12 protein-coding genes are annotated in these 15803 nt (G+C 67.7%); 8 read left to right on the top strand and 4 right to left on the bottom strand.

The annotated features are described in order from the left end of the window. Positions 1-26: 26 nt before the first annotated feature. Positions 27-908, bottom strand: coding sequence for a Rossmann-like and DUF2520 domain-containing protein (locus A6M56_RS06325; RefSeq protein ID WP_102079467.1), 882 nt, complete (start codon positions 906-908; stop codon positions 27-29). Positions 909-1093: 185 nt separating this feature from the next. Here A6M56_RS06325 and A6M56_RS06320 point away from each other — a divergent pair, with 185 nt between their 5' ends. From A6M56_RS06320 to A6M56_RS06300, 5 genes are all read left to right on the top strand, one after another. Next, a complete protein-coding gene (locus tag A6M56_RS06320) occupies positions 1094-1249 on the top strand; it encodes a DUF3309 family protein (RefSeq protein ID WP_045218452.1) in 156 nt (51 codons plus the stop codon). A gap of 131 nt (positions 1250-1380) precedes the next feature. Continuing rightward, positions 1381-2952: an efflux transporter outer membrane subunit gene (locus tag A6M56_RS06315; RefSeq protein WP_102079306.1), complete on the top strand. Its 1572-nt coding sequence runs from the start codon at positions 1381-1383 to the stop codon at positions 2950-2952. After that, entirely contained in the window at positions 2949-4091 is a 1143-nt protein-coding gene (locus A6M56_RS06310) for an efflux RND transporter periplasmic adaptor subunit (protein ID WP_102079307.1), read from the top strand. The genes A6M56_RS06315 and A6M56_RS06310 overlap by 4 nt, the downstream gene beginning before the upstream one ends. Beyond that, entirely contained in the window at positions 4088-7183 is a 3096-nt protein-coding gene (locus tag A6M56_RS06305; protein ID WP_102079308.1) for an efflux RND transporter permease subunit, read from the top strand. Before A6M56_RS06310 ends, A6M56_RS06305 begins: the two co-directional genes overlap by 4 nt. Positions 7184-7231: 48 nt before the next feature. Next, a complete protein-coding gene (locus A6M56_RS06300) occupies positions 7232-8017 on the top strand; it encodes a crotonase/enoyl-CoA hydratase family protein (protein WP_045218443.1) in 786 nt (261 codons plus the stop codon). 69 nt (positions 8018-8086) lie between these two features. Here A6M56_RS06300 and metE read toward each other — a convergent pair whose 3' ends face one another. After that, the gene (metE, locus tag A6M56_RS06295; protein ID WP_102079309.1) at positions 8087-10417 is read right to left on the bottom strand and encodes a 5-methyltetrahydropteroyltriglutamate--homocysteine S-methyltransferase; all 2331 of its coding nucleotides are present in this window, start codon (positions 10415-10417) and stop codon (positions 8087-8089) included. Between the two features lie 123 nt (positions 10418-10540). Between metE and A6M56_RS06290 the strand changes: the two genes are divergently transcribed. Further along, positions 10541-11458: a LysR family transcriptional regulator gene (locus A6M56_RS06290; RefSeq protein WP_062738166.1), complete on the top strand. Its 918-nt coding sequence runs from the start codon at positions 10541-10543 to the stop codon at positions 11456-11458. Here A6M56_RS06290 and A6M56_RS06285 read toward each other — a convergent pair whose 3' ends face one another. Further along, positions 11459-12379, bottom strand: coding sequence for a LysR family transcriptional regulator (locus tag A6M56_RS06285; RefSeq protein ID WP_102079310.1), 921 nt, complete (start codon positions 12377-12379; stop codon positions 11459-11461). 113 nt (positions 12380-12492) lie between these two features. On the opposite strand from A6M56_RS06285, the gene A6M56_RS06280 reads away from it, so the two are divergent. Next, entirely contained in the window at positions 12493-13650 is a 1158-nt protein-coding gene (locus A6M56_RS06280; protein WP_102079311.1) for an acyl-CoA dehydrogenase family protein, read from the top strand. A 100-nt stretch (positions 13651-13750) separates the two neighbouring features. Further along, entirely contained in the window at positions 13751-14410 is a 660-nt protein-coding gene (locus A6M56_RS06275) for an FMN-binding negative transcriptional regulator (RefSeq protein ID WP_102079312.1), read from the top strand. A gap of 20 nt (positions 14411-14430) precedes the next feature. On the opposite strand, the gene fahA is transcribed toward A6M56_RS06275, so the two are convergent. Then, entirely contained in the window at positions 14431-15702 is a 1272-nt protein-coding gene (gene fahA, locus A6M56_RS06270; RefSeq protein ID WP_102079313.1) for a fumarylacetoacetase, read from the bottom strand. Between the last annotated feature and the right edge of the window lie 101 nt (positions 15703-15803).

Here is a 15803-nt window from a genome sequence, read left to right as displayed (position 1 = left end):
GCCCAATCCCAATGACGCCGATGCAGTTATTGCGGCGGATCGAGGCGCCGCGCGAGACTCGCCAGCACGTCGGCAGGCGGTGCACCGCGTTCTGCCGCCAACGCGAGCGCGCGCCGGGTGAGCGCCGTATACAGGGCAGCGTGATCCGCGCCCAGCGTATCGAGCGCGTGCAGGTGTTTGTCGATGACGCCGCCGTCGCCTCGAGAGACGGGGCCTGACAGCGCGCCCGCCAAGCCGCGTGCGCGGGCCGCGGCCAATGTGCCGTCCACCAGCGGCCACATGGCGGCCACTGCGGCGTCGCGATCGATGCCCGCCGCTTCCCACAACGTCGCCGCTTCGTGCAGCGCGCACAGCAGAAAGCTGGCGGCGTAGTTGGCCCCGGCGTGGTACAGCGCACGCTGGCCGGCGCGCACCTTCAGCGGCGTGCAGCCGAGGCGCTGCGCAAAGCCGGCGAGCGCGGCGTCGTGTGGAGCGTCGGCGTCGATGGCGACGGAGGCGCCCCCCAGCCGCTCGGCATCATCCGGCAGGCCGGCAAAGAGAAACAGCGGATGAAAGCTGGCGGTGTCGGCCCCGGCACGTCGCGCGGCGGCAAGCAGCTCGCGCTCGCCAGCGCCACTGCAGTGGATGACGAGCTGCCCGGGGCGCCAGCGGACGCGTTGCGCCACGGTGGCGATCGCGTCATCCGGCACGGTGATGAAGACCCAGTCCGCCGCATCGGCCACCCCTTGGGCGTCGAGCGCGGCGGCGCCGGTGGCTTGTGCCAGCCATGCCGCATGGGCAGGAGTACGGCTGGCCACCGCAACGGTCTGCGCCCCAGCGTCGCGCGCCCGGGCGGCAACGGCGCGAGCGAGGCGGCCGGCCCCGATCCAGCCGAGCGAAGCCGGCGACTCCATCGAAATGGAAGACATACGCAACCCCTTGATCAGAACGGCCGGATCATAAGCCGCGCGATGCATGGTGCATGCAATTAACCGCCAGCAATTTTCTGCGCCAGGCCAGGCAGCCGGCAATGGGAACGAGGCGTGCTAGGTGACGAACAAGACCGTCGCTCGCCCCCGGGTGACGGCATACCAACACGAAATCAGGAGGCATCATGCTGGGTACCATCCTCATCATTGTTCTGATCCTGCTGCTGATCGGCGCGCTGCCGTCCTGGCCGTACAGCCGCGGCTGGGGCTACGGGCCCACGGGCGGGCTCGGTCTGATCGTCGTCATCGTGATCATCCTGGTGCTGCTCGGCTACATCTGACGGGCATGTGCGTCTTTCTGAGCATCGCCTGACCCTTACCTGCGGTTGAACGGCCGCCGTCGCGGCGCAGGTGTCTTGCGAACGCTTGACTGGGCATAATTCCGGCTGCGTTCCCGAAGGACACTTTCTCCATGACGACAGGTCGATGCGCCGGCCGCCCAGCGCACGGCGGGCGGGTGCGATATGCCGCGCTGCTGGCGGCGCTCGCGCTGGCCGCCTGCGCGGTCGGGCCCGATTACCGTGCGCCGCAACTCGGCGGCACCGAAGCTCCGCAAGGCTGGCACGCCACGCTGCCGCACCACGGCAGCCGTATGGCGCTGGCGCGCTGGTGGGAGCAGTTTCGCGATCCGGTGCTGACCCGGCTCGTCGAGCAGGCCGACGCGACGAGCCCGACGCTGGCCCAGGCGGTCGGTCGCGTGCGCGAGGCGCGGGCAAGCGTTTCAAGCAGCCAGGCGGCACTGTTGCCGCAGCTCAAAGGCACCGGCTCGGCAACGCGTCAGGGCGGGTTTGGCAGCAGCCAGTTTGGCGGGGCGTCCGGCTTTGGCGGGGTGCCCGCCGGCACGCTCGGGCCGACGCCCGGCCTGGGCACCATCACGACGCTGGCCGCCCAGTCCGACGCCTCCTGGGAGATCGACCTCTTTGGCGGCAAGCAGCGCAGCCTGGAAGGCGCAGACGCTCGCTTGAGCGCGGCCGAGGCAGATTGGCACGACGCGCGCGTATCGCTTGCCGCAGAAGTCGCCAACACCTACCTTCAGCAGCGCGAGTGCGAGGCGCTCGTCGAGATCGGCGCTGCGACGCTCGCTTCACGGCAGGAGACGCTGCAACTCACCGAGCGGAAATTTCACGCGGGCTTCGTCACCCCCGCCGATCACGCACAGGCGCAAGCCACCGTGGGCGATGCCATCAACGCCCTGGAAGCGCAGCGCGCGCAATGCGCCCAGGGTATCGACAAGCTCGTCACCCTGACTGGCGTCGACCACGACACGTTGAACGGCCTGCTCGCCCAGGCCGGTGCGCAGATTCCCGCCCCGCCCGATGCCGGCGTGCCGGAGGTGCCGGCGCGGGTGCTGTCGCAACGGCCCGATGTGTCGTCCGCCGAGCGCGCGCTGGCCGGTGCCAGCGCAGACATTGGCGTGGCGGTCGCCAGCCGGTTGCCGTCGATCACGCTGGCCGGTTCCATCGGCATCAATTCCTTTCGCTTCAGCGGCCAGTCGGTGACGACGAAATCGTGGTCGTTCGGGCCGTCGGTGTCGCTGCCCATCTTTGATGGCGGTGCCGGCGCCGCGCGCGTCGAAACCGCCCGTGCCCGCTACGACCAGGCGCTGGCAAGCTACCGCGCCAAGGTCCGCCAGGCGGTGCAGGAAGTGGAAGACGCGCTGGTGCGCCTGGATGCCGCCGAGCGCCGCCTCGATGCCGCCACGAAGGCCGATGCGCAATACGCGAAGGTGCTCGAGGCCGCCAATGCCCGCTATCGGCTGGGCGCGGGCAGCCTGCTGCAGCTGGAGGATGTGCGCCGCATGGCGTTGCAGGCTTCGCAATCGCTGGCGGCCGTCAGGCTTGAGCGCGCGCAGGCGTGGGTCGCGCTCTACAAGGCCGTGGGCGGCGGCTGGCGCGAAGACGACGTCGCCGGCGCGCTACCGGATTCCACTCATGCTCCCGCGTCTGCCGCACAGGGCGGCGCGCCCACCGGAAACGCTTCATGACAGGACAACGTGTTTGGATGGCCGGCCTCGCCATGGTGCTGGCCAGCATGCTGGCGGCATGCGGAAAGCCCGCGGCGCAGCACCAGAACAAGCAGCAGGCCGCCAAGCCCGCGCTGGCCGTCAACGTGGTGCATCTGGTGCAGCGCGTGTGGCCACGTATCGCCACGGCCAGCGGGGCGGTCCAACCGTGGCAGGAGGCCAGTGTCGGCGCCGAGGTCAACGGGCTGAAGCTGGCCGAAGTGCTCGTCAACGTCGGGGATGTGGTCAAGCAGGGCCAGTTGCTCGCTCACCTGTCGGATGAGACCGTGCGCGCCGATGTGGCCGCGCAACGCGCCACGCTCGTCGAGGCCGAAGCGTCGGCCGCACAGGCGGCCGGTGAGGCGCGCCGTGCGCATGAGCTCGACAAGAGCGGCGCCATCAGCCAGCAGGATCTGATCCAGTACGACACGCAGGCCAAGACGGCGGCCGCCAAGCTGGCTGCCGCACGCGCGCAGTTCGACAGCCAGCAACTGCGCCTGCGTTACACGCGCGTGGTGGCGCCCGACGATGGCGTGATCAGCGCGCGCTCTGCCACCGTGGGCGCGGTGGTGTCGTCGGGTACGGAACTGTTCAAGCTGATCCGCAAGAACCGCCTCGAATGGCGCGCCGAGATGCATGGCGAGGTGCTGCCGCGCATCCAGCCCGGCCAGGCCGTGCGGCTGCGCCGCATGGACGGCGGTGTGGTCGAGGGGCGTGTGCGCCAGGTTGCGCCCACGGTGGATGCCAGCACGCGCAATGGCCTCGTCTACGTCGACCTGCCCGCGCAGGCCGCGGCGTCTGGCGTCAAGGCCGGCATGTACCTGTCGGGCGACGTGCTGCTGGGCGACGCGCCGGCTGCGACGCTGCCGGAGTCGGCCGTGTTCTCGCGCGACGGCTACGACTACGTGATGGCGCTTGTTGCACAAAACCGCGTCCGCCAGACCAAGGTGACGGTGGGCCGCCGCCAGGACGGGCAGGTCGAGATCGTGCAGGGCATTGGGCCGAACGATGGCGTGGTGGCCGCAGGCGCCGCCTTCCTGAGCGATGGCGACACGGTGCGTGTGGCGGACGCCAGTGCTGCGGCGTCCGCGGCATCGGCGCCCGCAGGAGCCCGGCGATGAACTTTTCCGCGTGGGCGATCCGCAAGCCGATTCCGTCGATCCTGCTGTTCATCCTGATCACGGTGGCGGGGCTGGTGTCGTTCAAGATGCTGTCGATCCAGAATTTTCCGGACATCGACTTCCCAGCCGTGTCGGTCACGGCCACGCTGCCGGGCGCCACGCCCACGCAGATGGAGACCGAGGTCACGCGCAAGATCGAGGACAGCATCGCCAGCATCGGCGCCATCAAGCACATCACTTCGACCATCAACGATGGCAGCTCGACCACGATGGTCGAGTTCCAGCTCGAAAAGGATGTGCAGGAGGCCGTGAACGACGTGCGCGATGCGGTGAGCCGCATCCGCGCGCAGTTGCCGTCCGACGTGCAGGAACCCGTCATCTCGCGGGTGACGTTTGCCAGCCTGCCCGTGCTGACCTACGCCGTGAATGCGCCGGACATGGACCCGGAAGACCTCTCCTGGTTCGTCGACAACACGGTCAACAAGCGCCTGCTGTCGGTGCATGGCGTGGCGAAGGTCACGCGCCAGGGCGGCGTGGACCGCGAAGTGCGCGTACAGCTCGACCCCGTGCGCCTGCAGGCCCTGAACGTGACGGCCGCCGAGGTCAGCACGCAGGTGCGCGGCATGCAGCAGGAGGCGCCGGGTGGGCGCGGCAACATCGGCGGGCAGGAGCAGGCCGTGCGCACGCTGGGCACTGTGAAGAGCGCCCGCGAGCTCGCGCAGATGGACATCCCGCTGTCCGACGGCCGGCGCATTCGCCTCTCGGATGTGGCCGACGTGCGCGACACCGCCGCCGAGCCGCGCCAGATGGCCCTGCTCGACGGCAAGCCGGTGGTGAGCTTCCAGGTGTTCCGCTCGCGCGGCGCGAGCGAGATCTCGGTCGCCAAGGGCGTACGCGACGCACTGGCCCGGCTGCAGGCCGAACGCCCCAACGTGCAGGTGACTGAGGTCTACAACATGGTCAAGCCGGTGTCCGATGCGTACACCGCATCGATGCACGCGCTGTACGAAGGCGCCATCCTGGCCGTGCTGGTGGTGTGGCTGTTCCTGCGCGACTGGCGCGCGACGTTCGTGTCGGCGGTGGCGCTGCCGCTGTCGATCATCCCGACGTTCGCCGCCATGGACATGCTGGGCTTCACGCTCAACGGCATCACGCTGCTCGCGCTGACGCTGGTCGTCGGCATTCTGGTCGACGATGCCATCGTGGAGGTCGAAAACATCGTGCGCCACCTGCGCAACGGCAAGAAGCCCCTCGAAGCGGCCATGGAGGCGGCGCAGGAAATCGGCCTGGCGGTGATTGCGACCTCGCTCACGCTGGTGGCGGTGTTCCTGCCGACGGCCTTCATGGGCGGCATCTCGGGCAAATTCTTCAAGCAGTTCGGATGGACGGCGTCGCTGGCGGTGCTGGCCTCGCTGCTGGTGGCGCGGCTGCTCACCCCGATGATGGCCGCCTACCTGCTCAAGCCGCAGGCCGAGCCGAACCGCGATAGCTGGATCATGACGCGCTATCTGCGCGCGGCGCGCTGGTGCCTCGTCCACCCGTGGAAGACGGGCGGCATGGCGGCGGCGTTCTTCGTCGTGTCGGTCGCCATCATCGGGCTGATTCCAGCGACGTTCCTGCCGCCCGAAGACTGGGCGCAGCTGCAGATGACGGTCGAAAGCCCGCCCGGCAGCACCATCGCGCAAACGCGCGACAACACCGAACGCGTACGCAGGATCATCATGCAGCACAAGGAAGTGCGACGCGTGTACACCGCCATCGGCTCCGGCGTGATGGCCGGTGTGCCGGGCTCGAGCGGCGGCGAAGTCCGCACCGGCACGCTGACGATCTCGCTGACGGACCGGCACGAGCGCCACATCAGGCAGCAGGACGTGCAGCGCCAGCTGCGCGAGATGCTCGAGGGCGTACCCGGCGTGCGTATCTCATTCGGCGCGGTCGGTTCCGGCGAACAGCTGCAGGTCGTGCTGGCCGGCGACGACCCGGTCACGCTGCAGCGGGCCGCGCGCGATGTCATGCGCGACTTGCGCACCGTGCCGGGGCTGGGTGCCGTCACCTCATCCGCGAGCCTGCTGCGGCCCGAAATCGTCATCCGCCCCGACTTTGCGCGCGCGGCACAGCAAGGCGTGACCGCCGCGGCGATTGGCCAGGCCGTGCGCGTGGCCACCGCCGGCGACTACGACGTCAACCTGCCCAAGCTGAACCTGCCAGAGCGGCAGGTGTACATCCGCGTGGAGCTCGACCCGAAGGCGCGCAACCAGATCGATACGATCCGGCAGTTGCGCGTGCCGGGGCGCAACGGCGCGGTGCCGCTGGAGAACATCGCCGACATTTCCATCGCCAGCGGCCCCGCGCAGATCGACCGCTACGACCGCAGCCGCAATGTCACCATCAACGTGGGGCTGGAGGGGCGCGCGCTCGGCGACACCAACGAGGCCGTGGAGGCGCTGCCCTCCATCAAGAACCTGCCCGCAGGCGTGCACCGCATTGCCGCCGGCGATGTCGAGGGCATGCAGGAGCTGTTCGGCAGCTTCTTCCTCGCCATGTTTGCCGGCGTGCTGTGCGTGTATGCGGTGCTGGTGCTGCTGTTCCACGACTTCACGCAGCCGGTGACGATCCTGGCGGCGCTGCCGCTGTCGGTGGGCGGAGCGTTCGGGCTCTTGGCGCTGTTCGGTTTCAGCTTGTCGTTGCCGGCGTTGATCGGCTTGCTGATGCTGATGGGCATCGTCACCAAGAACTCGATCCTGCTGGTCGAATACGCCATCGTTGCGCGGCGCGATCTCGGCATGTCGCGCACCGAGGCGATCATCGACGCCTGCCACAAGCGCGCCCGCCCTATCGTCATGACCACGGTGGCCATGACGGCGGGCATGGTGCCGATGGCGCTCGGCTTGGAAGGCGATGCCGGCTTCCGCGCACCGATGGCCGTGGCGGTGATCGGCGGTCTGCTGACTTCCACGCTGCTGAGCCTGCTCGTGGTGCCGGTGGTGTTCGAGAAGGTGGACGACTTTAAAGAGTGGGCCTTGCACAAGTTCCGCGGCGTGCGCCATCACGGGAACCGGGCGGAGGCCGCGTCGGAGCATGGCCCGCGCTAGGTGTAGCATCGGGCGGTCTGCCAACGTACCGCGCTGCGGAGACCGCCCATGCCCGATGCCGTGCTCTTCCAGACCGATGGCCCGGTCTGCACCATCCTGCTCAACCGGCCCGAATGCCGCAACGCGGTGGACGGGCCGACCGCTGCCGCGCTGCTCAATGCGTTCGAGCGTTTCGAAGCCGATGACGCGTTGCGCGTTGCCGTGCTTGGCGGCACTGGCGGCCACTTCTGTGCCGGCGCCGACCTGACGGCCGTCGGTGACCCCTCCAGACGCAATCATCTCGATCCTGACGGCGGCATGCCCGGCCCGATGGGCCCTTCGCGCATGGCGCTGTCCAAGCCGCTCATCGCTGCGGTAAGCGGCTATGCCGTGGCGGGCGGGCTGGAACTTGCGCTGTTGGCCGACCTGCGCGTCATGGAGCGCGACGCCGTATTCGGCGTGTTCTGCCGCCGCTGGGGTGTGCCCCTTATCGACGGCGGTACGGTGCGCTTGCCGCGCATCATCGGCATGGGCCGAGCGTTGGACATGATCCTGACCGGCCGCGCCGTGTCTGCCGATGAAGCGCTGGCCATGGGTCTCGCCAATCGAGTGGTCGAGCCCGGGGGCGCGCTCGCTGCCGCCCAACAGCTCGCGCGGGACATCGCCGCCTTTCCGCAGCAGTGCATGTTGGCCGACCGGGCATCGGTATATGCGCAATGGGATCTGCCGCTGGCCGACGCATTGCGGCAGGAGGGCGTGCGCGGCGTACCGGTCGTGTTTGCCGAAGGCGTTGCGGGCGCCGCGCGCTTTGCGGGTGGCGCGGGCCGGCATGGCCGAGCAGAGCCTCCCATGTGAGTGAGTGCACAAGGCAAAACGCCAACCGGCGCAAGCCGGTTGGCGCTTTTTTTTGAGCCTTGCTGACGTTCAGGCCGTAGCGGTTTCGCCCTGGTCGGCCCTGCTGCCGGCATGCAGCACATTGGCATGCTTGGCGCGCAAGCGGCGCGTGGCTTCCACCATGCCTTGCAGTGCCGCTTCCACTTCCGGCCAACCGCGCGTCTTCAGGCCGCAGTCTGGGTTGACCCACAGGCGTTGCACCGGCACAACCTGGGCGGCTTTGTCGAGCAACGCTTCCATTTCTTCCACACGCGGCACGCGGGGCGAGTGAATGTCGTACACGCCGGGGCCGATCTCGTTCGGGTACGCAAACTCGCCAAACGCGTCGAGCAGCTCCATGTTCGAGCGCGACGTTTCGATGGTGATCACGTCGGCATCCATCGACGCGATGGCCGGCAGGATGTCGTTGAACTCCGAGTAGCACATGTGCGTGTGGATCTGCGTGTCGTTGCGCACGCCCGAGGCTGAGACGCGGAACGCGCGCGCCGCCCATTCCAGGTAGCCCGGCACATCCGATGCGCGCAGCGGCAGCCCTTCGCGGAAGGCCGGCTCGTCGATCTGGATGGCGGCAATGCCGGCGGCTTCAAGGTCGCACACCTCGTCGCGCAGGGCCAGCGCGATCTGCAGCGCGGTCTGCTCGCGCGGCTGGTCGTCGCGCACGAACGACCATTGCAGCATCGTCACCGGGCCGGTCAGCATGCCCTTCATCGGTTTGGCCGTGAGGCTTTGCGCATACTTGCTCCATTCGACCGTCATCGGCTCGGGGCGATAGACGTCGCCATAGATGACGGGTGGCTTCACGCAGCGCGAGCCGTAGCTCTGCACCCAGCCGTTGGCTGTGAAGGCGTAGCCCCAGAGGAGCTCGCCGAAGTACTCGACCATGTCGTTGCGCTCGGCTTCGCCGTGCACGAGCATGTCGAGCCCCAGCGCTTCCTGGCGGCGCACGACGTCGGCAATCTCGGCGCGCATGCGTTCGAGGTAGTCCAGGGCGGGCAGTTCGCCGCGCTTGTGTTGCGCGCGTGCGTGGCGGATCTCCGGCGTCTGCGGGAACGAGCCGATCGTGGTGGTGGGCAGCAGCGGCAGCTTCAGGCGGGCCTGCTGGGCTTGAGCGCGAGCCGGGTAGGGTGCGCCGCGCTCGGCATCTTCGGGGCGGATGGCGGCCACGCGCTTCTTGACGCCGGCGTTGTGCACGCGGCGCGATTGGGCACGCGAGGCGATGGCGGCGCGGTTCTCGTCGAGCGCCGTCTGCACGGCCGCGGGCCCTTCAACCAGGGCGCGCTTGAGCACCGCCAGTTCATCCAGCTTCTGGCGCGCAAAGGCGAGCCAGCCCTTGAGCTCGTCGTCGAGCTTGGTTTCGGCCGACAGGTCGACCGGCACGTGCAGCAGCGAGCAGCTCGGGGCAATCCACAGGCGATCGCCAAACGCTTCGGCCAGCGGCGTCAGGCGCTCGAGCACGCGTGCGAGGTCGGTACGCCAGATGTTGCGGCCGTCCACCACGCCCACCGACAGGATCTTGTCGGCGGGCCACGGCGCGAAGCTGCCCAACTGTTCCGGTGCACGCACGAGGTCCAGGTGCACGCCGGCCACGGGCAGCGACTTGATGAGCGCAGCATGATGCGAAGCGGCTTCGAAGTACGTGGCGAGCAGCAGCTTGGGGCCATGGGCGGCGGCCAGCGCCTGGTATGCCGGGCCAAACGCTTCCACCCAGGCATTCGGCAGGTCCAGCACGAGCGCGGGTTCGTCGATCTGCACCCACTCCACGTTCAGTGCGGCCAGGCGCTTGAGCACGGCCGTGTAGGCCTGCAGCAGTTGCGGCAGCAGCGCGAGCTTGTCGGTCAGGCCATTGCGCGCCTTGGCCAGATGCAGGAACGTCACCGGGCCGATCAGCGCGACCTTCACGCGATGGCCGGCGGCCTGCGCCTCACGCACTTCGTCGAACAGCCATTCGGTGCCGGGGCCCCATTGCCGATCAAGCAGGTCGGGCGTGAGTTCCGGCACGAGGTAGTGGTAGTTGGTATCGAACCACTTGGTCATTTCCATGGCCGCGTGGTCGGCATTGCCGCGTGCAAGCACGAACGATTGCGCCAGCGTCAGCTGTGCCGCGTCAAAGCCATAGCGCGTGGGAAGGGCGCCCAGCAGGGCCGCCGTCTGCAGCACCTGGTCGTACCAGGCGAAATCGCCCACGGTCACGTAGTCGAGGCCGGCGTCGCGCTGGGCAGCCCAGTGGCGCTCACGCAGCGCACGGCCGGTGGCGCGCAGGTCGTCTTCGGACGAAGCGCCTTTCCAGAACGATTCAAGCGCGAATTTCAGTTCGCGTTCCGCGCCGATGCGCGGGTAGCCGAGGGTGTGGATGGTCGTCATGTTGATCGCACAGAGAGGCAATGTGTTGCAGTCCTGCGATGATGGGCGACCCTCGATCATGAATCAAATGATATTATTTTCGGTATCTTTGAATAAGATTCATATTTTGAGGCGCCTCGGAACATGCTCGAAATCCGTCACCTCCGCACGCTGATCGCCCTGGCCGATGGCGGCTCTGTGTCGCGCGCAGCCGAGCGGCTGCATCTGACGCAATCGGCGCTGTCGCACCAGTTGCGCGCGCTGGAATCGCACTACGGGCTGCCGGTCGTGCGCCGCAAGGGCCAGACGGTCGAGCTGACCGAAGCCGGCGAGCGCCTGCTCGAACTCGCGCAAAAGGTCGTCGCCGACATCCAGACCGCCGAGCGCGACCTCGAGCGCATCAAGGGCCGGGCGGCCGGCACGCTGCGTATCGCGCTGGAATGCCACACGTGCTTCGACTGGCTGATGCCTGTGATGGACGCCTTCCGCCAGCGCTGGCCCGAGGTGGAGATGGATCTCGTCTCCGGCTTCCATACGGATCCGCTGGCGCTGCTCAAGGACGGCCGCGCCGACGTGGTCATCGGCTCCGATGCCAAGATGCGCCGGGGCGTGGTGTTCGCGCCGCTGTTCCGCTTCGAGATCCTGGCCGTGCTGCCGGTCGACCACCCGCTGCGCAACAGGAAATGGATGGAGGCGAAGGACTTTGCCGACCAGACGCTCATCACGTATCCCGTGCCGGAAGAGCGTATCGATCTGATCCGGCAGGTCCTGACGCCTGCCGGCATTGCGTTCAACCGCCGCACGGCGGAACTCACGATTGCCGTGCTGCAGCTCGTCGCGAGCCGCCGCGGGCTGGCCGCGCTGCCGAGCTGGGGCATCAAGAACTACGTCGATTACGAATACGTGATCGCCAAGCGTGTCGGCAAGGATGGCCTGTGGAGCGATCTCTACGCCGCCATGACGCGCGACTACGCGCAGGCGCCGTTTGCGCAGGACTTCATCGAGACGGCCAAGGCGATCTGCTTTGCGCAGTTGCCGGGGCTGATGCCGCTGGAGGCCTGATCAGGCACGCGCCTTCTGGGGCAGCCGCGGCAGCTTGCCCTGCAGCCCCTCCTTGAGGAAATCCAGCAAATGCCGCGTCGCCAGCGTCCGATACCGGCTCGGCATCGCCAGCATGTACAGGCGGCTGCCGAAGACGCTGAACCGATAGCCGGGCAAGACGCGCTTGACGTGCCCGTCGCGCAAATCGTCGGCCGCGGCGTAGTAAGGCAGGATGCCCAGCCCGTTGCCGGCGCGCGCGGCCGCTTGCAGGAACAGGTAGTTGTCTGACGAGACGCCCGGGTCCAGCGTGACGAGGGTGCGTTCCTCCCCCGCTTGCGCCGACAGCCGCAGCGGCTGCCCCACGGCCGGCGCGCTGACGATGGTGTGGCCGGCCAGCGCATCGAGCGTTTCCGGCACCCCGCGCGCGGCCAGGTAATCGGGCGCCGCGCACAGCACCCAGTCGACCTCGTCGAGCAGGGTGGCGACGAGCGACTCCGGCGGGTTCGACACGATGCGCAGCGCCACATCGACGTCTTCGCCGATCAGGTCGGATACACGGTTGTCGAACCGCACGTCGAGGCGGATGTCCGGATAGGCGCGCTTGAATGCCACCAGCAGCGGCGACACCAGCAGGTGCCCCAACCCCGTCGGAACTGACAGCCGCACGCTGCCCTGCAGCGATTTGCCGAGTGACGAGACCAGCGCGTCGGCCGCCGCCATTTCACGCAGGATGCTGCGTCCATGCTCATAGATGCCGGCGCCGACCTCCGTGGGCTCCACGCGGCGCGTCGTCCGGCGCAGCAATTGCACCCCGAGTGCGCGCTCGAATGCCTTGAGCCGGTGGCTGACGTTCGAGCGCGTGGTCTGCAGCCGCCGCGCCGCCGCCGACAGGTTGCCCGCGTCGACGATTTCCACGAACAGCTTGAGCGCGTTGAGGTCCATGTGGGGGCCGCAATTGGTGAAGGCGATTCGACATTCTGTTGATGCAAGCCAGGATTGTCAAAGCGTCGCAGCCCGGTAACATCACCCGCAACACCCCTATGGAGCCAAGCCACATGGCGCTCGACGACGAATCCTTCGGCCTGCTGCAGCAATCGGTGCAGCGCTTCATCGCAGAACGGCTCATGCCGGCGGAAAACATCCTCGAGGAAGAGGACGACGTGCCCGCTGACATCGTTGCCGACATGAAGGAAATGGGCCTGTTCGGCCTGTCCATTCCCGAGCAATACGGCGGCATCGGCCTGTCGATGGCGCAGGAATGCGAGGTCGGATACGACCTCGGGCATACGGCGCTGGCGTTCCGGTCAGTGTTCGGCACCAACGTGGGCATCGGCTCGCAGGGCATCCTGATGGACGGCACCGAGGCGCAGAAGGCCAGCTACCTGCCGCGCATCGCCAGTGGCGAGCTCATCATCTCGTTTGCGCTGACGGAGCCGAATGCAGGCTCGGACGCCGCATCGCTGCAGACGCGCGCCGTGCTCGAGGGCGACCACTATGTCATCAACGGCACCAAACGCTTCATCACCAACGCGCCGCGCGCAGGCGCCTTTACGCTGATGGCGCGCACTGGCGGCGAGGGTGCCGGCGGCATCTCCGCCTTCATCGTGCCGGCCGACACGCCGGGCATCACGCTCGGCAAGCCGGACAAGAAGATGGGTCAGCGCGGCACCAAGACGTGCGACGTGGTGCTCGACAACGTGCGCGTGCCGACGGCGAACATCATCGGCGGCGTGGCAGGGCAGGGCTTCAAGACGGCGATGAAGGTGCTCGATCGCGGGCGCCTGCATATCTCCTCGCTCGCATGCGGCATGGCGCATCGGCTCATTACCGATGCGGTGGCGTATGCCAAGGAGCGCAGGCAGTTCGGCCAGCCGATCGCCGATTTCCAGCTGATCCAGGCCATGCTGGCCGACAGCCAGGCCGAGCTGTATGCCGGCATGTCGATGGTGCGCGACTGCGCCCGCCGCTATGACGCCAAGCCCGTCGGCAAGCAAGACCACGAGGTGAGCATGCTGGCCTCCTGCACGAAGATGTTCTGCACCGAGATGGTGGGCCGCGTGGCAGACCGCGCGGTGCAGATCCACGGCGGCGCCGGCTACATTGCCGAATACAAGGCCGAGCGCTTCTACCGCGACGTGCGCCTGCTGCGCCTGTACGAAGGCACGACGCAGATCCAGCAGCTCATCATCGCCAAGCACCTGCTGCGCGATTAGGCTGGCCCTAAACACTCGCGCAAAGTTGGCTCAGTTTTGGGGCCACGCATGCGCGCACAATGGGGGGTTCGTCCGCTGCGCCGGACTTTACGGAGCCGCCATGTACGTCCCCGCCCACTTCGAAGAATCACGCACCGAAGCGCTGCATGCGCTGATCGCGCAGAACCCGTTCGGCTCGCTTGTCACGCACGGCAGGAACGGGCTCGATGCGAACCACCTTCCGTTTCTGCTGCTGCCCGAGGACGGGCCGCTCGGCACGCTGCATGCGCACGTGGCGCGCGCCAACCCGGTGTGGCAGGACGTGGCCGGTGGCGATGAAGTCCTCGTCATCTTCCGTGCGGGCGATGCGTATATCTCGCCGACGTGGTACCCGAGCAAGCACGAGGCGCACAGGCAGGTGCCGACGTGGAACTACCGCGTGGTGCACGCCCATGGCCGCATCACCGTGCGTGACGACGAGCGCTTTGTGCGCGGTGTGGTGGCGCGCCTGACGCGCACGCACGAGGCATCGCAGCCGACGCCGTGGAAGATGTCGGACGCCCCCGCCGACTACACCGATGCCCTGCTCAAGATGATCGTCGGCATCGAGATCGAGATCACGCGCCTCGACGGCAAGCTCAAGCTGAGCCAGAACAAGGAGACGCGCGACATGGCCGGCGCCGGCGAGGCACTCAAGGCCAGCGGCCAGCACCTGATGGGTGACGCGATGCTGGCCTGCGCCGCAGCCAAAACCAAGCAGGCAGAGCGCAACGGACCGTGAATCCGTTGCACAACCCAGCCTTACTTCGCGCCGCGCGCCGGCAGGATTTCGCCGCGCACCTCACCGAAGCCCACGCGGTAGCCATCGCCCTGGCACCAGCCGGTCATGATCACTTCGTCGCCGTCTTCCAGGAACGCGCGTTTGACGCCGTTGCCGAGTTCCAGCGGCTGCTTGCCGTTGAACGTCAGCTCCAGCAGGCTGCCGTACGAATCCGGGGTGGTGCCGCTGATGGTGCCGGAGCCCATCAGGTCGCCCACGCGCACGTTGCAGCCCGACACCGTGTGGTGCGCAAGCTGCTGCGCCATCGTCCAGTACATCGCGCGGAAGTTCGTCCGCGCAATGGTGGTGCGCTCGCCGCCGTGCGGGCGCAGCGCGGTTTCCAGCGCAATGTCGTAGGCGTTCGGCCGGCTTTGCCGCAGGTACTCCAGCGGCTCGGGCGATTGCGCCGGATTGGCCACGCGGAACGGCTCCAGCGCTTCCATCGTCACGATCCACGGCGAGATCGATGTGCCGAACCCCTTCGAGTTGAACGGGCCGAGCGGCACGTATTCCCATTGCTGGATGTCGCGCGCGCTCCAGTCGTTGAGCAGCACGACGCCGAACATGTAGTCCGGTGCGGCGTCCACGGAAACCGGCTCACCGAGCACGCTGGGCTTGCCGACCACAAACGCCATCTCTAGCTCGTAGTCCAGCTTGCGGCAGGCCGTGAAGATCGGGCGCGGCTGGTCGGGCAGCTTGATCTGGCCCATCGGGCGGTGCAGCGGTGTGCCGCTCACCACCACGGAGCTGGCGCGGCCGTTGTAGCCGATCGGGATTTCCAGCCAGTTGGGCAGCAGCGCGTTCTCGGGATCTCGGAACATGCGGCCGACGTTGGTGGCGTGTTCCTTGGACGAATAGAAATCGGTGTAGCCGGGGATGTCGATGGGCAGGTGCATCACGGCGTGCGCCTGCGGCACCAGCGCGCGAGCGTGCAGTGTGGCGTTGTCGCGCACGTGCGTGTCGGCCACGCTGAACAGCGCTTGCAGTTTCTTGCGCGTTTCTGCCCAGACGGGCTTGCCGAGTGCGATGAAGGTGTTGAGTTTGCCGGTGCGGAACGTGCCGCGTGTTGCTGCGGGGAGCAGGCCGGCATCATCCAGCACGCCGAGATCGATGACCTGATCGCCAAGGGCCACGCCTGCGCGTGGCGACGGGTTTTCCTTGGTGGAGAAGATGCCGAAGGGCAGGTTTTCCAGGGGGAAATGGGTGTCGGGGGTGTTGGCGGATTCTAGCCAGCTTAGTTGGCGGGTGGTCATGATGGGGCGGTGGTTTATTTGTTGAGTCGGTTATTGCTTGACGTTGCTGGTGCATCCCTTGTTTCACCCCCTGCCGGGGGCGACTTACTTTCTTTGTCTTG

Source organism: Ralstonia sp. RL (assembly GCF_001683835.1).
Taxonomy (GTDB): Bacteria; Pseudomonadota; Gammaproteobacteria; order Burkholderiales; family Burkholderiaceae; genus Ralstonia; species Ralstonia mannitolilytica.
Note: the sequence above shows the minus strand (reverse complement) of the source record. Positions and strands in the feature narration are given on the sequence as shown.